17 protein-coding genes are annotated in these 17749 nt (G+C 68.7%); 10 read left to right on the top strand and 7 right to left on the bottom strand.

Going from position 1 to position 17749, the window contains the following annotated elements; genetic code table 11:
• The first annotated feature begins 1 nt into the window (after window position 1).
• The 6 genes from ACZLZY_RS03125 to ACZLZY_RS03150 all read left to right on the top strand — a co-directional run bounded on the left by ACZLZY_RS03125 (window position 2) and on the right by ACZLZY_RS03150 (window position 6001).
• Window positions 2–679, top strand: a complete 678-nt coding sequence (locus ACZLZY_RS03125; protein ID WP_472932377.1) for a non-canonical purine NTP pyrophosphatase — start codon at window positions 2–4, stop codon at window positions 677–679.
• Complete coding sequence (hemW, locus tag ACZLZY_RS03130; RefSeq protein WP_472931991.1) at window positions 676–1869, top strand: radical SAM family heme chaperone HemW; 1194 nt, start codon at window positions 676–678, stop codon at window positions 1867–1869. Before ACZLZY_RS03125 ends, hemW begins: the two co-directional genes overlap by 4 nt.
• A gap of 9 nt (window positions 1870–1878) precedes the next feature.
• Entirely contained in the window at window positions 1879–2787 is a 909-nt protein-coding gene (rsmI, locus tag ACZLZY_RS03135; RefSeq protein WP_472931992.1) for a 16S rRNA (cytidine(1402)-2'-O)-methyltransferase, read from the top strand.
• The gene (locus ACZLZY_RS03140) at window positions 2784–3209 is read left to right on the top strand and encodes a YraN family protein (RefSeq protein WP_472931993.1); all 426 of its coding nucleotides are present in this window, start codon (window positions 2784–2786) and stop codon (window positions 3207–3209) included. The genes rsmI and ACZLZY_RS03140 overlap by 4 nt, the downstream gene beginning before the upstream one ends.
• A gap of 128 nt (window positions 3210–3337) precedes the next feature.
• Window positions 3338–4291, top strand: coding sequence for a glutathione synthase (gshB, locus tag ACZLZY_RS03145; protein ID WP_472931994.1), 954 nt, complete (start codon window positions 3338–3340; stop codon window positions 4289–4291).
• Between the two features lie 177 nt (window positions 4292–4468).
• Complete coding sequence (locus tag ACZLZY_RS03150) at window positions 4469–6001, top strand: YifB family Mg chelatase-like AAA ATPase (RefSeq protein ID WP_472931995.1); 1533 nt, start codon at window positions 4469–4471, stop codon at window positions 5999–6001.
• 125 nt (window positions 6002–6126) lie between these two features.
• Here the strand turns inward: ACZLZY_RS03150 and ACZLZY_RS03155 are convergent, their stop codons facing one another.
• The 3 genes from ACZLZY_RS03155 to ACZLZY_RS03165 all read right to left on the bottom strand — a co-directional run bounded on the left by ACZLZY_RS03155 (window position 6127) and on the right by ACZLZY_RS03165 (window position 9969).
• Window positions 6127–7503, bottom strand: a complete 1377-nt coding sequence (locus tag ACZLZY_RS03155) for an HD-GYP domain-containing protein (RefSeq protein ID WP_472931996.1) — start codon at window positions 7501–7503, stop codon at window positions 6127–6129.
• Between the two features lie 222 nt (window positions 7504–7725).
• Complete coding sequence (locus ACZLZY_RS03160; protein ID WP_472931997.1) at window positions 7726–8868, bottom strand: PQQ-dependent sugar dehydrogenase; 1143 nt, start codon at window positions 8866–8868, stop codon at window positions 7726–7728.
• An 87-nt stretch (window positions 8869–8955) separates the two neighbouring features.
• A complete protein-coding gene (locus tag ACZLZY_RS03165; RefSeq protein WP_472931998.1) occupies window positions 8956–9969 on the bottom strand; it encodes an adenosine kinase in 1014 nt (337 codons plus the stop codon).
• 241 nt (window positions 9970–10210) lie between these two features.
• On the opposite strand from ACZLZY_RS03165, the gene ACZLZY_RS03170 reads away from it, so the two are divergent.
• Window positions 10211–10966 (top strand): sulfate transporter family protein, encoded by a 756-nt coding sequence (locus ACZLZY_RS03170; RefSeq protein WP_472931999.1) that lies wholly within the window; start codon window positions 10211–10213, stop codon window positions 10964–10966.
• A gap of 68 nt (window positions 10967–11034) precedes the next feature.
• Here ACZLZY_RS03170 and nth read toward each other — a convergent pair whose 3' ends face one another.
• On the bottom strand, window positions 11035–11856 hold the full coding sequence (gene nth, locus ACZLZY_RS03175) for an endonuclease III (protein WP_472932378.1): 822 nt from the start codon (window positions 11854–11856) through the stop codon (window positions 11035–11037).
• A 25-nt stretch (window positions 11857–11881) separates the two neighbouring features.
• On the opposite strand from nth, the gene ACZLZY_RS03180 reads away from it, so the two are divergent.
• The 3 genes from ACZLZY_RS03180 to ACZLZY_RS03190 all read left to right on the top strand — a co-directional run bounded on the left by ACZLZY_RS03180 (window position 11882) and on the right by ACZLZY_RS03190 (window position 14135).
• Window positions 11882–12397, top strand: coding sequence for a DUF2244 domain-containing protein (locus tag ACZLZY_RS03180; protein ID WP_472932000.1), 516 nt, complete (start codon window positions 11882–11884; stop codon window positions 12395–12397).
• A gap of 110 nt (window positions 12398–12507) precedes the next feature.
• Window positions 12508–13428, top strand: a complete 921-nt coding sequence (locus ACZLZY_RS03185) for a methylated-DNA--[protein]-cysteine S-methyltransferase (RefSeq protein WP_472932001.1) — start codon at window positions 12508–12510, stop codon at window positions 13426–13428.
• Window positions 13429–13505: 77 nt separating this feature from the next.
• The gene (locus tag ACZLZY_RS03190) at window positions 13506–14135 is read left to right on the top strand and encodes an endonuclease III domain-containing protein (protein WP_472932002.1); all 630 of its coding nucleotides are present in this window, start codon (window positions 13506–13508) and stop codon (window positions 14133–14135) included.
• Here ACZLZY_RS03190 and ACZLZY_RS03195 read toward each other — a convergent pair.
• From ACZLZY_RS03195 to ACZLZY_RS03205, 3 genes are all read right to left on the bottom strand, one after another.
• Window positions 14125–14745, bottom strand: coding sequence for a 2,3-bisphosphoglycerate-dependent phosphoglycerate mutase (locus tag ACZLZY_RS03195; RefSeq protein WP_472932003.1), 621 nt, complete (start codon window positions 14743–14745; stop codon window positions 14125–14127). The two genes, ACZLZY_RS03190 and ACZLZY_RS03195, sit on opposite strands and share 11 nt — an antisense overlap.
• A 259-nt stretch (window positions 14746–15004) precedes the next feature.
• Window positions 15005–15832, bottom strand: coding sequence for a 4-hydroxy-tetrahydrodipicolinate reductase (gene dapB, locus ACZLZY_RS03200; protein ID WP_472932004.1), 828 nt, complete (start codon window positions 15830–15832; stop codon window positions 15005–15007).
• 26 nt (window positions 15833–15858) lie between these two features.
• The gene (locus ACZLZY_RS03205; RefSeq protein ID WP_472932379.1) at window positions 15859–17658 is read right to left on the bottom strand and encodes an ABC transporter ATP-binding protein; all 1800 of its coding nucleotides are present in this window, start codon (window positions 17656–17658) and stop codon (window positions 15859–15861) included.
• Between the last annotated feature and the right edge of the window lie 91 nt (window positions 17659–17749).

The following is a 17749-nucleotide window of genomic DNA, read 5'->3' on the forward strand; positions in this document are numbered from 1 at the left end:
GATGCGCAGGATCGACGGCAGGCGCCTGCTCGTCGCCAGCCACAACAAGGGCAAGATCCGCGAGCTCGACTTCCTGCTCGGCGGCCTTTCGATCGAGCTGGTGACGGCCGGCGAACTCGGCCTGTCCGAGCCGGACGAGACCGGCACGACCTTCGTCGAGAACGCCCGGATCAAGGCAATCGCCTCGGCAACATCAGCCGGCGAGGTGGCGCTGGCCGATGATTCCGGCCTTTGCGTCGAGGCGCTGGACGGCGCGCCGGGCGTCTACACCGCCGACTGGTCCGGCCCGGACCGCGACTGGGACATGGCGATGCGCCTCGTCGAGGAGAAGCTGCAGCAGAACGGCGCGCTGGAGCCGGCGCAACGGCGGGCGAAGTTCGTCTCGCTGCTCTGCCTCGCCTGGCCGGACGGTCACACCCAGGAGTATCTCGGCGAGTGCGAGGGGACCCTCGTCTGGCCCGGCCGCCGCGGCGAGATCGCCTATGGCTATGATCCCGTCTTCATGCCGGACGGCGGCACGAAGACTTTCGGCGAGATGAGTGCCGAGGAGAAGCACGGCTCGATCTGGACGGCACCTGGCCCGCTCTCGCACCGCGCGCGCTCGGTGCAGAAGCTCGTCGCCGAGGCGTTTCCGGAAGGCACGCGGCCTGCCCGCGCCGCGGGAAGTGAGCCCGCATGACCGAATGGCTGGCGACAGGAAACGTCCGGACGTTTCCGCCGGTGGCGCGGGAGCCGGGCTTCGGCGTCTACGTGCACTGGCCGTTCTGCGCCGCCAAATGCCCCTATTGCGACTTCAACAGCCATGTCCGCCACCAGGCGATCGACCAGGAGCGCTATACCGCCGCCTTCGTCCGCGAGATCGCCGAGATGGCGAAGCGCTCGCCCGGTGAGCGCGTCACCTCGATCTTCCTCGGCGGCGGCACCCCCTCGCTGATGCGCCCGCAGACCGTCGGCGCGATCCTCGAGGCCATCGCGAAAGCCTGGCCGGTCGATGCGAACGCCGAGATCACCATCGAGGCCAACCCGTCGAGCGTCGAGGCCGAGCGGTTCCGCGGCTACCGTGCGGCCGGGGTCAACCGCGTCTCGCTCGGCGTCCAGGCGCTGAACGACCGCGACCTGAAGTTTTTGGGCCGGCTGCACAATGTCGACCAGGCCAAGGGGGCGATCGGCCTTGCCCGCGAGATTTTTCCGCGGCTGTCCTTCGATCTCATCTACGCCCGACCCGGCCAGACGGTCGAGGGCTGGGAAGCGGAGCTGACCGAGGCGATCGACCTCGCCGCCGACCATCTGTCGCTCTACCAGCTGACGATCGAGGAAGGCACGCCCTTCCACGCGCTGCGCAAGGCCGGCAAGCTGCCGGTGCCGGACGGCGAGCTGTCGGCCGCGCTCTACGAGGCGACCCAGCAGCTGACCACGGCGCGCGGCCTGCCGGCCTACGAGATTTCCAACCACGCGGTGCCCGGCGCCGAATCGCGGCACAACCTCACCTATTGGCGTTACGGCCTCTACGCCGGCGTCGGCCCGGGCGCGCACGGTCGGCTGATGGGCGAGGGTGGGCGCCATGCGGTGGCAACCGAGCGTCATCCCGAGACCTGGCTGAAGATGGTCGAGGACTGGGATTCGGGCGTTGTCACCGACGACCTCCTGACGCCCAGCGAGGAGGCGGACGAGCTCCTGCTGATGGGCCTGCGCCTTACCGAGGGCATCGACCTGAAACGCTGGCGTCGGCTCACCGGCCGCGACATCGACCCGGTCAGCGAGGCCGACCTGCGCGCCCACGGCATGGTCGAGCGGCTCGGTCCCGACCGGCTGCGCGCGACGCCGGCGGGCATGCTTGTGCTCGACGCCGTCGTCGCCGATCTCTGCTAGGCTGCAGCGATGAGCATTGACCCCGAAGAGACGGCGGAGGCCGGTTTCCGCATCCGCGACCAGGCTTTCGCCGGCCGAAAGCCCGAGCCCGGCCTCTATCTCGTGGCGACGCCGATCGGCAATCTCGGCGACATCACGCTGCGGGCGCTGGAGATCATCGCCGGCGCCGACCGGCTGGCCTGCGAGGACACGCGCGTCACGGCGACGCTCTTGTCCCGCTACGGCATCAAGCGGCGGATGTTCGCCTATCACGAGCACAATGCCGAGGAGTCCGGCGCGGCCTTGCTCGCCGACCTCCAGGCCGGGCTCAGTGTTGCGCTGGTCTCCGATGCCGGCACGCCGCTGGTCTCCGATCCCGGCTTTCGGCTGGTCGGCCAGGCGATTGAGGCCGGCATTCCGGTGATCCCGATCCCCGGCGCCTCCGCCGTGCTGTCGGCGCTGCTCGCCTCGGGCCTGCCGTCGGACGCCTTCTTCTTCGCCGGCTTCCCGCCGCAGAAGCAAGGCGCGCGCCGGTCGCGGCTGGAGGAGCTGACGCGCATTCCCGGCACGATCGTCCTCTTCGAGGCGCCGCACCGCATCGCCGACAGCCTTGCGGACATGGCCGAGGTCTTCGGCGCAGGGCGCCAGGCGGCGGTCTGCCGCGAGCTGACGAAAACCTTCGAGACGATCTACCGCGGGCCGCTGTCGCAGCTCGCCGCCGACTTCGCTGATATGGAGCGGGTGCGCGGCGAGATCGTCGTCTGCATCGCCCCGCCGGCCGAGGAGGCGGCCGCGAGCGAGGCCGACGCCGACACCATCCTCACCGGGCTGATGGCGGAGATGAAGCCGGCGAAAGCGGCACAGGAGGCGGCCCGCCTCACCGGCCTTTCCCGCCGCGACCTCTACGCCCGCGCCTTGCAGCTGAAGACGCCGGGATGAAGCCCGCCCCGCCTGCCGGACCGCGGCCCGCCCGCCCGTCGCCCGCGCCTGCGTCGCCCGGCGAGGGCGAGCGGCGGCAGCGGTTCCGCAAGGGCCATCGCGGCGAATGGCTGGCGGCCTGGGCGCTCCGGCTCAAGGGTTTCCGCATCCTCGCCGTCCGCCACCGCACCCCGCTCGGCGAGATCGACCTGATCGCCCGCCGCGGCGACCTCGTGGCCATCGTCGAGGTGAAGGCGCGCGCGACGCTGAACGCCGCGATGGACTCGGTCGGCCCCGCCGCCCAGCGCCGCATCGAGGCCGCCGCCGACCTCTGGCTCGCCCGCCAGCGCGACCACGCCCGCCTCAGCCTCCGCTTCGACATCGTCGCCGTCCTGCCGCGGCGCTGGCCGGTGCACGTGAAGGATGCCTGGCGGGGACGGTGAGGGTCAGCCCGACACTGCCGGAAGCCGCTCGCAACAGGACTCGATGCGCACCGTTCACCGTCGTCCCGATTGCCAGCGGGCCGCATCCCCGCTACCTCCCCTGCGAACCATGCCCGAAGGAGTGCCCCATGGCCCTTACCGTCGCGGTCCAGATGGACCATGTCTCGTCGATCTCGATCAAGGGCGACAGCACTTTCGCGCTGTCCTTGGAAGCGCAGCGGCGCGGCCATAGCCTCTATCACTACACGCCCGAGCGCCTGTCGATGCGCGACGGGCGGGCGACGGCGCGGGCCGAGCGGATGGAACTGCGCGAGGAAGAGGGCAACCACTTCACCCTCGGGCCGATCGAGCGCATCGACTTGGCCGACACCGACGTGGTGCTGCTGCGCCAGGACCCGCCCTTCGACATGTCCTACATCACCTCGACGCATATCCTCGAGCGGGTGCACCCGAAGACGCTGGTGGTCAACGACCCCGCCTCGGTGCGCAATGCGCCGGAGAAGATCTTCGTCACCGAGTTCCCGGACCTGATGCCGGACACGCTGATCACCAAGGATCCGCTGGAGGTCGCCGCCTTCCGCGCCGAGTTCGGCGAGATCATCATGAAGCCGCTCTACGGCAATGGCGGCGCCGGCGTCTTCCACATCACCAAGGAAGACCGCAACCTCACCTCCTTCCTCGAAACCTTCGGCCTCCTCTTCCGCGAGCCGTTCATCGTCCAGCGCTACCTCCAGGACGTGCGCAAGGGCGACAAGCGCATTATCCTCGTCGACGGCGAGTTCGCCGGCGCGATCAACCGCGTGCCGTCGGAGAGCGATGCCCGCTCCAACATGCATGTCGGCGGAAGAGCGGAGGCGACCGAGCTGACCGAGCGCGAGCGCGAGATCTGCGCGCGGATCGGGCCGGCGCTGAAGGAGCGGGGCCTGCTCTTCGTCGGCATCGACGTGATCGGCGACTACCTCACCGAGATCAACGTCACCTCGCCGACCGGCATCCGGGAGGTGAAGCGTTTCGGCGGGGCGGATATCGCCAGCCTCCTCTGGGATGCGATCGAGACGAAGGTTTCCGCTTCCCGGAGCTGAGTGCAGGATCAAGGAGGGCGACTGGCGTACCACTGAGGAGCCGCGGGATCTCGGTGGCTGCCCACCGTCTTTGTTCCCTGCCTGTTCTTGTCGCGATATGGGATCTCGGCTAGCGTCCGGTTGTGGTGATCGCAGCGGGGTGCAACCCCGCTGCGCGCCTTTCGGGTGGGGCGCGGCATGGTCTCTCGGGTCAGGACGGTGGCATTCCAGGGCGTCGACGCCATCCCGATCGACGTGCAGGTGATGATCGCGCCCGGCAAGGTCGGCATCCAGATCGTCGGGCTCGCGGACAAGGCGGTGGCCGAGAGCCGCGAGCGGGTGCAGGCGGCGCTGCACGCTTCCGGCCTCTCGATGCCGCCGAAGAAGGTCACCGTCAATCTTGCGCCGGCGGACCTTCCCAAGGAGGGCTCGCACTACGATCTGCCGATCGCGCTCGGGCTGATGGCGGCGCTCGGCGCGATCCCCTCCGATGCGCTGGCGGAGTTCATGGTGCTGGGCGAGCTCTCGCTCGACGGCATGATCGCCTCGGTCGCCGGCGTACTGCCGGCGGCGATGGGGGCGAACGCCCTCGGCCTCGGGCTTATCTGCCCGGCGGCCTGCGGCTCGGAGGCGGCCTGGGCCAGCGCCGACATGCCGATCATCGCCCCGCGCAGCCTGATCCAGCTCGCCAACCATTTCCGCGGCACCCAGGTTCTGTCGCGGCCGGCGCCGGCAATCCGCGCCGCGCCCGACAATCTCGCCGACCTCTCTGAGATCAAGGGCCAGATCGTCGCCAAGCGAGCGCTGGAGATCGCCGCCGCCGGTGGCCACAACCTCCTGATGATAGGGCCGCCGGGCTCTGGCAAGTCGATGCTGGCGCAGCGCCTGCCGTCGATCCTGCCGGCGCTGATGCCGCGGGAACTCTTGGAAGTCTCGATGATCGCCTCGATCGCCGGCGAGCTTGCCGGCGGCAAGCTGTCGGACCGTCGGCCGTTCCGCGCGCCGCATCATTCCGCCTCGATGGCCGCGATGGTCGGCGGCGGGCTGCGGGCGCGGCCGGGCGAGGTGTCGCTGGCGCACCGTGGCGTGCTCTTCCTCGACGAGTTGCCGGAGTTCTCGCCGGTGGTGCTCGATTCGCTGCGCCAGCCGCTCGAGGGCGGCGAGAGCGTCATCGCCCGGGCCAACCACCGCGTCACCTATCCCGCCCATTTCCAGCTGGTCGCGGCGATGAACCCGTGCCGCTGCGGCATGGCGGGGGAGCCGGGGCACTCCTGCGCCCGCGGCCCGCGCTGCGCGGCGGATTACCAAGCGCGCCTCTCCGGGCCGCTGCTCGACCGGATCGACCTGCGGGTCGACGTGCCTGCGGTCACCGCCTTCGATCTGATCCGCCCGGTGGCGGCGGAAGCGTCGGCGACCGTGAAGGCGCGCGTCGAGGCCGCCCGCCTGATCCAGAGGGAGCGGTACGAGGGGCTGGGAATGGCCGCCGCCACGGTGAACGCCACCTGTTCGGCCGCGCTTATCGAGACCGTCGCCGCGCCGGACGAGCCGGGTGCCCGCCTGTTGCGCGATGCGGCCGAGCAGATGAAGTTCTCGGCCCGCGCCTATCACCGCATCCTGAAAGTCGCCCGGACGCTTGCCGATCTCGAGGGCGACGATACCGTACGCCGCGTGCATCTGGCCGAGGCGATCTCCTACCGCGTTGCCGGCGAACGGCTGAGGGCGGCAGCGTGAGGGGCGGTGCATCCCGCCTATGCGCCCGGAGCGACGTCGCATGTATCAAGAACGGCCGCGCGGCAGCCCTTACCGCATGGATCGCCAGAAGTGCTTCCACGAGCGCGGCAGCGATTGCCCGCAGTTTAGGCGGCGCGGGCCAGATCGTTCTCGATGCCGGCGAGAGCGCGTTCGAGCGAAGCGAAGCAGGCCGGATCGAAGGCGGTGCCGACGTCGCGCCGCATCAGCGAGAGCGCGGCGTCGATTGTCATCGCCGCGCGGTAGGGGCGATGGGCCGTCAGGGCATCGAAGACGTCGGCGACGCTGACGATCCGGGTCTCGAAATCGATCTCGGCGCCGGCGAGGCCGCGGGGATAACCCTTGCCGTCGAGTCGCTCGTGATGAGCGCCGCCGATCCGCGCCATGGCGGCGAAGGCGGGAACCCGCTGCAGGATGTTCTCGGACATGGCGGCATGGTCGCGCATCGACCGCCACTCGGCTTCGTCGAGCGGGCCCTTCTTGTCGAGGATCGCGTTGGAGACGCCGAGCTTGCCGATGTCGTGCAGAAGCGCCGCACGCTTGAGCCAGCGCCGCTCGCCCGCAGGCTTGCCCATCTCGGTGGCAATCATGTCGGCATAGACGGCGACGCGCTCGGAATGCCCCGACGTGAAGGGGCTTTTGGCGTCGATCACCTGCGCGAAAGCGCGGGCGATGTCGTCGAGATAGTCCTCGTCGACGACGATCACCGCCCGGCGCGGTTCCAGTCGGCGAACCGCTGCATCGACGTCGGGCGCGTCCAGCATGGCCCAGAAGTCCTCCGAAAGGGAGACCCGGGCAAAGGCGGCGGCCACCGCGGGATCGAACCAGGTCCCGGTGCGGCCCGTGACTTCGGCGATGGCCGCCGCGCGGCTGTCGGAGCGGTGGAAGACGTCGACGACCTGCGCGAGGAGGGCGATACGCGCATAGACCGGGATTGCATCGCCGGCCAGATGATCGGGACGGCCCGCGCCGTTCCAGTGTTCGTCGAGCGAGTGGATCGCCCGGCACACGGCGTCGGGAAAGCGCAGCTGCGCCGCGATCTCGGCACCGCGCTGGCAGCGGGTCTCGATCAGGCGGTTGGCGATCTCGCCGCCCCCCTTCATGATCCTCAGGATGGTCCGGAGCCTTTCTGTCAGACCGGCATTCGGGCCCGTATGCGAAAAGACGAAGCCAAGGACCTTTGGCAGGCTGTCGCTGACCGTCTTGAAGTCGCGTTTGAAGCCGATATCGTCGGCGAGATAGAGTTCGCAGATGCGCGCCGCGTTCGACGAGCATCCGAGGTCCTTCAGCATGACGGCGTAGTAGAGCTCCCAGAGCTCGGCCTCCGACAAACCCATCTCGCGCCCGACATTCATGCCGATCCACGTCGCGCGAACGCAGTGGCCTACCGGCTGACCCTCCGTCAGGTCGAGCGCGTGGCTGAGGGCACCGAGGAGGTCGGAGGGGCTGAGATCCGCAACGGCGGCATCGATCGGGGAGGGCATGGGTCCGGAGTCCTGAAGGGCGATCCCGCCCTTTCTGCCCTCCGAGGATTAAGGCAGCGTATCGCGCTGCCGCCGTCTTGCCACAATGGTGAAAGCCTTACGAATACAGAGCTTTTTATCGATCGGCCGGCGAGAACATCGGCGCCGACTATGGCTTGGCGCCGATGTGGAGATGGTGGGTCACCCTCCCGCCGACATCCCAGGCCATGGTCCGCGGCCCGCCTAGCCAGCGGTCTCCGGCGCAATGCGCAGGATTTCGCCGCTGTCCTCGGCCAGTACGTAAAGCGCGCCGTCCGGACCTTGCTTAACATCACGAATGCGCAGGCCGAGTTCCTTCAAAAGGCGCTCTTCGCCCGTTACCTTCGTGCCGTCGAGACCAAGGCGGACGAGGTCGGTGCTCGCGAGACCGCCGAAGAAGGCGCTGCCTTTCCACGCCGGAACCGTGTCGGCGGTGTAGAACTCCATGCCGGACGCGCCGATCACCGGCGTCCACTGGTGGATGGGCGGGGTGAAGCCTTCGCCGGTCGCCTGGCCGGAGCCGACGGGCGTGCCGTTATAGTTGACGCCGTAGGAGACGACCGGCCAGCCGTAGTTCCGGCCCGGCTCCACGACGTTCACCTCGTCGCCGCCCTTGGGGCCGTGCTCGGAAAACCAGATGGCCCCGGTCTCGGGGTGACGGGCGCCGCCCTGGATGTTGCGTTGCCCATAGGACCAGATTTCGGGCAAGGCGCCCTCGGTGCCGACGAACGGGTTGTCTTTCGGCACCGTGCCGTCGCGGTTGATCCGCACGACCTTGCCGAGATGGTTGTCGAGCCTCTGTGCCCCCTCGCGGATCGGCGTGTCGGAACGTTCGCCGAGGCCGAGAAAGAGATGGCCCTCGGGACCGAAGACGATGCGCGAGCCAAAATGCTTGCTGCCCTCGTATTTCGGCAGCTGGGTGAAGATCTTCTGGAAGTTCTCGATCTTGCTGCCATCAGCAGACAGCGTGCCACGGCCGGCCGCCGTCGAGTTGCCGCCATCGCCCGCTTCGGAATAGCTGAGATAGACCAGGCGGTTCTCGGAAAAATCCGGGTCGAGCGCGACATCGAGAAGCCCGCCTTGGCCGCCCGCATCGATCTCCGGCAAGCCGTCGATCGGCTCGCTGACGGTTCCCTCTGTGGAGACAAGACGCAGCGTGCCGCCCTTCTCGGTCACGAGAAGCGTGCCACCGGGCAGAAACTCCATGCCCCAGGGCGACTTCAGGCCCTCAGCCAGCGTGGTCACCCGCAGGGCCCCTGCCTCGCTGTCGACGGAACGGTCGACGGCAACGGCCGGTACAGCGGACAGCGCGGTGGCACCGAAAGCGAGGAGAAGGAACCGGGTCATCGAGGTCTCCTGAAAGGGGCTGGTCCTTCCTACCTCTGTCCGGCCTCGACCGATGCCAAGCGTTCTGGCGCTATCGTGATCCCGGCTTTATGCCGCGGCGATGGTGTCGAGGATCGCGCGGGCCGCCGGCAGGCGCTGCAACTGCTGCTGCGGGCGGGGGCCGATCTGCTCGATGATGTGGCTGGCGGCGATCGTCCCGAGGATCGCGCTCTGCTGGTGCTGCAGTCCGGCGGTGTAGCCGCGCAGGAAGCCAGCGGCGAAGAGGTCGCCGGCACCAGTGGTGTCGAGCAGCCGCGCCAGCGGCGCTGCCGCGACCTCCGTCGTCTTGCCGCCCTCGACGATCACGCAGCCCTTCTCGCTGCGGGTAACCGCGGCCAAGCGCTTGGAATCTTCGCCGATCCGCTGCAAGGCCAGGGCGAAGTCGTCGGTTTCGTAGAGCGCCAGCGCCTCGCCTTCATTGGCAAAGACGATATCGACCGTGCCCGAGCGCATCAGATCGAGAAACTCGGCGCGGTAGCGGTGGACGCAGAAGGCATCCGACAGCGTCATCGCCACCTCGCGGCCATTGGCGTGGGCGATCGTGGCCGCCTTGCGGATCGCGTCCTTGGCCCGCGGCGGATCCCAGAGATAGCCCTCGAAATACGTCACCTTGGCCGCGGCGACGAGCGCCTCATCGATGTCGTCGGGGCCGAGCTCGACGCAGGCGCCGAGGAAGGTCGACATCGAACGCTCGCCATCCGGCGTGACGAGGATCATCGAGCGCGCGGTCGGGGGCTCGCCGGAGAGCGGCGCGGTGTCGTAGCGCACCTTCTGGGCGCGGATGTCGTGGGTGAAGATGGTGCCGAGCGCGTCGCGCGAGACCTTGCCGATGTAGGCGCCGGTGCCGCCGAGGCTGACGACGCCGGCCACCGTGTTGGCCGCCGAGCCGCCGGAGGTTTCCACCGCCGGGCCCATCGCGCCGTAGAGCGCCTCCGCCCGCGTGGCGTCGATCAGCGTCATGCCGCCTTTCTGCACGGCGTGCGCGACGAGAAACGCGTCGTCGCTCTGGGCGATGATGTCGACGATGGCATTGCCGATCGTCAGCACGTCGTATTCGGTCATGGTGCGATCCTCATCTCGTTGCCGCATGCCTTAGCGGGAATGGGACGGCATGGCGAGACGCCGGCACGTGGCGGTGCCGGCTTGGTTGCAAAGCCGTTGCGAGACCGGTCGCTGGATCGTCGCGCAGGTGGGGCCGGTCGCCGGGTGTCGCGGCCGGGCAAGGGACGCGGCATTGCCGCCACACGCGGCTCCGCCTATCTCAAGGCAGACCGGTTCCCGCCGGACCTTCCTGGAGTGTCTGATGATCTTCGCTTCGGCCATGGCAGCGCTCGGCGCCCTTTTCTCCGCGCCGTTCCGCGCCGCGCTCTGGAAGTCGCTCGGCTTGGCCGTCGTGGTGCTGGTCGCCCTCTGGTTCGGCATCGAGGCGCTGTTCCAGTCGGCGATCCTGCCGATGCTCGCGCGGGTGATGCCGGACATGCCGGCCTGGATCGACGAGATGTCGACGGCGGCGGGCTGGGTTGCCGGGCTGATGCTTGCCGTGCTCCTCGCCTTCCTGATCGGGCCGATCTCCGCGCTGATCGCCTCACTCTTCCTCGACGACGTCGCCGAAGTGGTGGAGCGCGACGACTATCCCGCGGTCGCCCCCGGCACGGCGATGGCCTTCCTGCCCGGCCTCGTAATGTCGACGAAGTTCTTCGGCGTGGTAATCCTCGGCAATCTCCTCGCCCTGTTCCTGCTGCTTATTCCGGGCGTGAACCTTGCGGCCTTCTTCGTGGTGAACGGCTATCTTCTCGGGCGGGAATACTTCGAATTCGCGGCCTTGCGCTACCGCGGCGAAGGCGAGGCGAAGGCCTTGCGGGGTCGCCATGCCGGCACGGTGTTCGCGGCGGGCCTGCTGATCGCCGGCTTCATGGCGGTGCCTTTCCTCAATCTCCTGACGCCGCTCTTTGCCGCCGCGATGATGGTCCATCTCCACCAGCGGGTCTCCGCGCGGGAGGGCGGGGTTCCCGCGCGCGTCACCTCGGGCGTCGCCGATGCTGCTCGGCTTGGCCATTGAAGCATCCGGCAGCGGGGAACCCGGCCCGTTCAGAAAGCGCGCTCCAGATTCTGGAAGCGCACGCGCCGTCAGCGCGTAATGTTGGACGCAAGATCCTCCGGCGGCGCGGGAAGGAGTGGCGGGATCGGCACCAGCAGCGCCGGCACCTCCGAGGTCTTCTCCGCCGCCTTGCAGAGATCGGCGATGACGCAGATTGCGCATTCGGGCTTGCGCGCCTTGCAGACGTAGCGCCCGTGCAGGATCAGCCAATGATGGGCGTGGCGCAGGTACTGCGGCGGGATGATGCGGAGAAAATTCTGTTCGACCTCTTCCACCGTCTTGCCCGGCGCGAGGCGCAGCCGGTTGCCCAGCCGGAAGATGTGCGTATCGACCGCCAGCGTGTGCTCGCCGAAGGCGGTGTTGAGGACGACGTTTGCGGTCTTCCGGCCGACGCCGGGGAGCGCCTCCAGCGCGGCGCGGTCGACCGGCACCGCGCCGCCATGCTCCTCGACCAGCCGGCGGCAGAGGCCGATGACGTTCTTCGCCTTGGTCTTGTAGAGGCCGATCGACTGGATGAAGGTGCGCACCCTGTCCTCGCCGAGCGCCAGCATGGCGCCAGGATTGTCGGCGGTATCGAACAAAGCGCGGGTCGCCTTGTTGACCCCGACATCGGTCGCCTGGGCCGAGAGCACGACGGCGACGAGCAAGGTGAAGGCGTTGCGGTATTCGAGTTCGGGCTTTGGCTCAGGCCGCTGGATCTCGAACCGGCGGAACATCTCGGCAATCTCCGCCTTCGCATAGGGCAGTCGGGGCGCCCGCTTCTGTGCGGTCTTCACTGCAGCGGGGCGAGACGAGATGTCGCTGGCGCGGGGCGGCCGGGGCGGTTTGGCGAGAGGCGGTTTTTCTGGCATGGTCCGGATATAGCGAGCATGACCCATGGCTGACAACGCATCCCCGGACGACGCGACCGCAAGCGAGACCAGCGCCGACGCGCCGATCTTCAGCGCATTGCTGGTCCCCTACCGCTCCCTCGGCAAGCGCGGCTTCACGATTTTGATGGCGTTTCTCGGCGTCGTCAGCATCGGCACGAGCCTCGGCTTCCTCATCGAGGGCGCCTGGCCGGTGGTCGGCTTCTTCGGCCTCGACGTCGCGCTCGTCTGGCTGGCCTTCAAGGCCAGCTACCGCTCGGCCAAGGCGCGCGAGGAAGTCCGCGTCTCGCGCACCGATCTTCTGGTGCGCAAGGTCTCGCCGCGCGGGGTGGTGCAGGAGGCCCATTTCAATCCGTTCTGGGCGCGGTTCCAGGTCGCGCGCCACGACGAGATCGGCATCACCCGCATGGCCGTCAGCGGGCAAGGCCGCTCGACGGAGATCGGAGGATTCCTCAACCCCGACGACCGCGAAAGCTTCGCCACCGCTTTCGGGCGCGCGTTGCAGAAGGCGCGCAGCGCTTGATAAGCGCCGAGCGCTTGATAGGCGCCGAGCAACTGACCAGCGCTTCCGAAAATCGGGTGGCGATCCTCGGGTGCAGATGCTGTTGTCGCGGCGACGAGAGGAGCTTTTCCATGTCCCAGCTATTCGCCACGACGCCGCTTCCGGCGCGCCGCCCGCCGCTCGACGATGCCGTCGCCCCGCCGTCGTCGGGCTCCGACTATGACGTCGTCCGCCAGGCGATCGAGTTCATCTCCACCGAATACCGCGCCCAGCCCTCGCTCGCCGAGATCGCGGAGGCCGTCGATTTGCCGCCCGAGGCGCTGCAGGCGCTGTTCCAGCGCTGGGCCGGCCTGTCGCCGAAAGCCTTCCTGCAGGCGGTGACGATCGACCATGCGCGGCGCCTGCTGGGCGAGGGCGCCTCGCTGTTCGATGCCGCCTTCGACGTCGGCTTGTCCGGGCCGTCGCGGCTGCACGATCTCTTCGTCAAGCACGAGGCGATGTCGCCCGGCCTGTACAAGGCGCGGGGCGCGGGCATCGACTTCGTCTACGGCTTTGCGGCCTCGCCTTTCGGCCGCGCCGTGGTGGTCGCGACCGACAAGGGGCTCGCCGGCATCGGCTTTTCCGAGGGCGGCGAGGCGGGCGACGCCTTGGCTTTTCAGGACATGGTGCGGCGCTGGCCGATGGCCGGCTTCACCCGCGACGATGCGAAAATCGCGGGGATCGCCGCCCGCAGTTTCCGGCCGGCGGAATGGCAGGAGGCGACGCCGCTGCGCATCGTCCTCATTGGCACGGATTTCGAGATCCGGGTCTGGCAGGCGCTGCTGACGGTGCCGGTCGGCCGGGCGACGACCTATTCGACGGTCGCCGAAGCCGTCGGCATGCCGAAGGCGGCCCGCGCGGTGGGGGCGGCGGTCGGGCGAAACCCGATCTCCTTCGTGGTGCCGTGCCACCGCGTCGTCGGCAAGTCCGGCGCGCTCACCGGCTATCACTGGGGCATCGCCCGCAAGCGCGCGATGCTCGGCTGGGAGGCCGGCCTGTTGTCGCGGGCATGACGGCCGCGCGTGGGGCGGCACCGGGACGCCTGGATGCGGAGGACGCGGCCGAGGCCTTCCGGCGCCTCAGAGCCCACATGCCCGGACGCACGCCGACGGCGAAGGGGCCGAAGGACCAGCCGGATCCGTTCCGCTCGGTGGTCTCCTGCATTCTCTCGGCCCAGAGCCGCGACGCCAACACCGCACTGGCCGTCGACCAGCTGTTCGCGCTGGCACGGACGCCGGAGGCGATGCTCGAGCTTTCAGAGCGCGAGATCGCTGCGGCGATCAAGCCTTGCGGCCTCTACAACATGAAGACGAAGAACATTCTGGCGCTCTGCCGGACCTTGATCGCCGAGCACGGGCGCATCGTGCCGGATACCCGCGAAGGGTTGATGGCGCTGCCGGGCGTCGGGCGCAAATGTGCCGACATCGTCTTGAGCTTCAGTTTCGGGCAGGACGTCATCGCCGTCGACACGCATGTCTTCCGCGTCGCCAACCGCATCGGCCTGACGGCGGCGAAGACCGCCGACGAGACCGCGCGGCAGCTGGACCGGGATGCTCCGGACTTTGCCCGCGCGGACGGCCATTTCTGGCTGATCCAGTTCGGCAAGGCGGTCTGCCAGGCACGCCGGCCCCTCTGCGAGGCCTGCTTCCTCACCGATCTCTGCCGCTGGTACGCCGCCGTCCGGGACGAGGGCGAACCGGCTGCGCTGATCAGGCGCTGAGGACGGCCTTTTCGGCGACGGTTGAATCGGCGTTCAGCCGGTAGACGATCGGGATGCCGGTGGCGATTTCCTCGGAAACGATGTCGGCGGGGCTCATGCCCTCCAGCGCCATCACCAGCGCGCGCAAAGAGTTGCCGTGTGCGGCGATGATGACGTTGTCGCCCGACAGCACCTTCGGCAGAATGTGGTGGATGTAATAGGGCCAGACGCGGGCGCCGGTATCCTTCAGGCTCTCGCCGCCGGGCGGGGCGATGTCGTAGGAGCGGCGCCAGATGTGCACCTGGTCCTCGCCCCACTTGGCGCGGGCATCGTCCTTGTTGAGGCCGGAGAGCTCGCCATAGTCACGCTCGTTGAGGGCGATGTCGCGGATGGTCGGGATGTGCGGCTGGCCGAGTTCCTCGAGCAGCAGGCTGAGGGTGCGCTGGGCGCGGAACAGCTCGCTGGTGAAGGCGGTGCCGACATGCAGCCCGTATTTGCGCAGGCGGCGTCCCGCGGTGCGGGCCTCCTCGACGCCCTTATCGGTGAGGTCGGGGTCTTTCCAGCCGGTGAAGAGGTTCTGAAGATTCCATTCGCTCTGACCGTGGCGGACGAGGACGAGGGTGCGGGTCATGCTTCACTCCAGCCAGCCGGATCGACGAGGGCCCGTCGCTCACGGCAGAAGCGAGTAACGGGTCGGACCATGAATCGCGGTCCTCAGGTGGTTTTGCCGCAAGCCGCGTCGCTTGGGAAGAGTCGCAGCCGCCCATCCGTCCTGCAACGCAAGGTTCAGGTGTGCCTGGCGACAGGCAGGATAGCCGGCTCCGGATGCAAGGGGCGACCCGGTCTCTCAGGATGGGGACGCCCCGGGGGGCGATCGAGGAAGGCGAGGGTCAGTCTTGCCCGGCCGTGCCGAGGCCGAGCACGTCGCGCATGGAATAGAGGCCTGGCGCCTTGCCGCGGGCCCAAAGCGCTGCTCGCAGCGCGCCGCGGGCGAAGATCGCGCGGTCCTCGGCGCGGTGGACGAACTCGATCCGCTCGCCTTCGCCGGCGAAGATCACGCTGTGCTCGCCGACCACCGAACCGCCGCGCAGCGTGGCAAAGCCGATCGCACCGGCCGGACGGGGGCCGGTATGGCCGTCGCGGACACGGACCGACGCTTCGCCGAGGTCGACCAGGCGGCCGGTGGCGGCGGCCTGGCCCAGCAGAAGCGCGGTGCCGGAGGGGGCATCCACCTTGTGGCGGTGGTGCATTTCGAGGATCTCGATGTCGAATTCCTCTTCCGGCAGCGCGCGCGCGGCCAGTTCGACCATGCTGGCCAGAAGATTGACCCCGAGACTCATATTGCCCGACTTGACGATGACCGCGCCTTGCGCCGCCTCGGCGATCGCGGTGTCATCTTCTGCCGAGCAGCCGGTGGTGCCGATGATGTGGACGATGCCGGCGTCCGCCGCATGGCGGGCGAGGGCGACCGAGGTGGCGGGCGTGCTGAAGTCGACGATCCCGTCGGCGCCAGCGAGCGCTTGCGCGATGTCGCTGGTGATGATGACCCCCGACGGCGAGAGGCCGGCGAGCTGGCCGGCGTCAGTGCCGAGTGCCGACGAGCCATCGCGCTCGATCCCGGCGTGCAGCACGGCGCCTTGCAGGGCGTCGATCGTCAGCACCAGCATGCGTCCCATCCGCCCGGCGGCGCCGACGACGACCAGTTTCATCGCGTCCATCGAACGCTCCCCTTGAGATCAGGCGGTCAGCGCGTCACCGAGGCGGCGAGCGCCGCGGCATGGTGGTCACGCGGCTGAAGGCCGTGGAATTTCGAATAGAGCCCGTCCTGCCGGCCGAGCAGCTCGCTGTGCGTCCCGCGTTCGACGACCTCACCGCCATCGATGACGAGAATCTGGTCGGCGCCGACGATGGTCGACAGCCGGTGGGCGACGACGAGCGTGGTGCGGCCCTTCATCACCGTGTCGAGCGCCGCCTGCACCAGGGTCTCCGACCGGTTGTCGAGCGCCGAGGTCGCCTCGTCGAGCAGGAGGATCGGCGCATTGCGCACCAGAGCGCGGGCGATCGAGAGGCGCTGGCGCTGGCCGCCCGACAGCGTCGTGCCGTTCTCGCCGAGCGGCGTGTCGAAGCCGTTCGGCTGGGTCAGGATGAACTCGGTCGCCTGCGCAAGGCTCGCTGCCGCCTCGATCTCCGCATCGGTCGCGTCGGGCCGGCCGTAGCGGATGTTGTCGCGGATCGTGCCCTCGAACAGATAGGGCTGCTGCGAGACATAGGCGATGTTGCCGCGGAGCGACGCCTTGGTGACGTCGCGGATGTCCTCGCCATCCACCAGGATCCGGCCTTCGGCGACGTCGTAGAAGCGCTGGACGAGCGAGATCACCGTCGACTTGCCGCCGCCGGACGAGCCGATCAGCGCCGTCGTCTTGCCGGCGGGCGCACGGAAGCTCAGCTTCCGCAGCACCAGTTCCTCCGGATAATAGCCGAAATCGACGTTCTCGAAGACGATCTCGCCGCGGTCGACGGTCAGCACTTTTGCGTCCGGGGCATCCGGCTGGCGGGGCTTCAGGTCGAGAATCTCGTAGATCATCTGGGCGTTCACCAGCGCCCGCTCGAGCTGCACCTGCAGCTTGGCGAGGCGCCGGGCGGGATCGTAGGCGAGCAGCAGCGCGGTGATGAAGGCGAACATCGAGCCGGGCGAGTAGCCGTGCTCGATGGCGCGGTAGCCGGAATAGCCGATCACCGCCGCCACCGCGATGCCCGCGACCGTCTCGGTCACCGGACCCGACCGCTCGGTGATCGCCGCGATGCGGTTCGACCGGCTTTCGGCGGCGAGGATCAGCGTCTCGATGCGGGCGCGCAGCGTCTCCTCCATGGTGAAGGCCTTCACCACAGTGATGCCCTGCGCCGTCTCCTGCATCGAGGCGAGGACGCGGGCGTTCAGGTCGATCGACTGGCGCGTCGCCACCCGCAGCTTCTTCGACAGGCTGGAGATCATCCAGGCCACCGGCGGCCCGGCGAGCAGCGCGATGCCCGAGAGCACCGGATCCTGGAAGATCATCACCCCGACCAGGAAGATCAGCGTCAGGAGGTCGCGCGCGATCGAGGTGACCGTGAGGTTCAGCGTGTCGCGGATGCCCGAGACGTTCTGGTTGATGCGCGCGGCAAGATGCGCGGAGCGGTTCTCGCCGAAGAAATCGACGGACAGCTCGGTCAGGTGGCGAAACAGCCGCCGCTGGTAGCGGGCGACGATGTTGTTGCCGATCCGCGACAGGATCACGCCTTGGAAATAGGTCGCGACGCCGCGCACCAGGAAGGTGAGGAAGATGGCGATCGGCAAGGCAAACAGCAGCGCGCGGTTCTGCTCGACGAAGATCTGGTCGATGACGTCGCGCATGATCCAGGCGAGGAAGGCGGTCGCGCCGGACACCACGACGAGGCAGCCGACCGCGATGGCGTACTGGCCGAGATAGTCGCGGCCGTTCTCGGCGATCACGCGCTTCAACAGCCGGATCACGAGGCCACGCTCGCGGTGGTCGGTCAGGGAGATCTTGGGTTTTTTCACGCTGGGCTATGCCGTCCGGAACACTCGATCGGGGGTCTATAGCCTCTCAGGCGCGTCCTGCCTATGCGCGAAGCCG

Source organism: Mesocryomonas lacus, assembly GCF_055730135.2.

What these genes read in the sequence shown, in the direction of transcription:
- ACZLZY_RS03125 (WP_472932377.1), top strand. Translation starts at nt 2, where the DNA reads ATGCGCAGGATCGACGGCAGGCGCCTGCTCGTCGCCAGCCACAACAAG.
- hemW (WP_472931991.1), top strand. Translation starts at nt 676, where the DNA reads ATGACCGAATGGCTGGCGACAGGAAACGTCCGGACGTTTCCGCCGGTG.
- rsmI (WP_472931992.1), top strand. Translation starts at nt 1,879, where the DNA reads ATGAGCATTGACCCCGAAGAGACGGCGGAGGCCGGTTTCCGCATCCGC.
- ACZLZY_RS03140 (WP_472931993.1), top strand. Translation starts at nt 2,784, where the DNA reads ATGAAGCCCGCCCCGCCTGCCGGACCGCGGCCCGCCCGCCCGTCGCCC.
- gshB (WP_472931994.1), top strand. Translation starts at nt 3,338, where the DNA reads ATGGCCCTTACCGTCGCGGTCCAGATGGACCATGTCTCGTCGATCTCG.
- ACZLZY_RS03150 (WP_472931995.1), top strand. Translation starts at nt 4,469, where the DNA reads ATGGTCTCTCGGGTCAGGACGGTGGCATTCCAGGGCGTCGACGCCATC.
- ACZLZY_RS03155 (WP_472931996.1), bottom strand. Translation starts at nt 7,503, where the DNA reads ATGCCCTCCCCGATCGATGCCGCCGTTGCGGATCTCAGCCCCTCCGAC.
- ACZLZY_RS03160 (WP_472931997.1), bottom strand. Translation starts at nt 8,868, where the DNA reads ATGACCCGGTTCCTTCTCCTCGCTTTCGGTGCCACCGCGCTGTCCGCT.
- ACZLZY_RS03165 (WP_472931998.1), bottom strand. Translation starts at nt 9,969, where the DNA reads ATGACCGAATACGACGTGCTGACGATCGGCAATGCCATCGTCGACATC.
- ACZLZY_RS03170 (WP_472931999.1), top strand. Translation starts at nt 10,211, where the DNA reads ATGATCTTCGCTTCGGCCATGGCAGCGCTCGGCGCCCTTTTCTCCGCG.
- nth (WP_472932378.1), bottom strand. Translation starts at nt 11,856, where the DNA reads ATGCCAGAAAAACCGCCTCTCGCCAAACCGCCCCGGCCGCCCCGCGCC.
- ACZLZY_RS03180 (WP_472932000.1), top strand. Translation starts at nt 11,882, where the DNA reads ATGGCTGACAACGCATCCCCGGACGACGCGACCGCAAGCGAGACCAGC.
- ACZLZY_RS03185 (WP_472932001.1), top strand. Translation starts at nt 12,508, where the DNA reads ATGTCCCAGCTATTCGCCACGACGCCGCTTCCGGCGCGCCGCCCGCCG.
- ACZLZY_RS03190 (WP_472932002.1), top strand. Translation starts at nt 13,506, where the DNA reads ATGCCCGGACGCACGCCGACGGCGAAGGGGCCGAAGGACCAGCCGGAT.
- ACZLZY_RS03195 (WP_472932003.1), bottom strand. Translation starts at nt 14,745, where the DNA reads ATGACCCGCACCCTCGTCCTCGTCCGCCACGGTCAGAGCGAATGGAAT.
- dapB (WP_472932004.1), bottom strand. Translation starts at nt 15,832, where the DNA reads ATGGACGCGATGAAACTGGTCGTCGTCGGCGCCGCCGGGCGGATGGGA.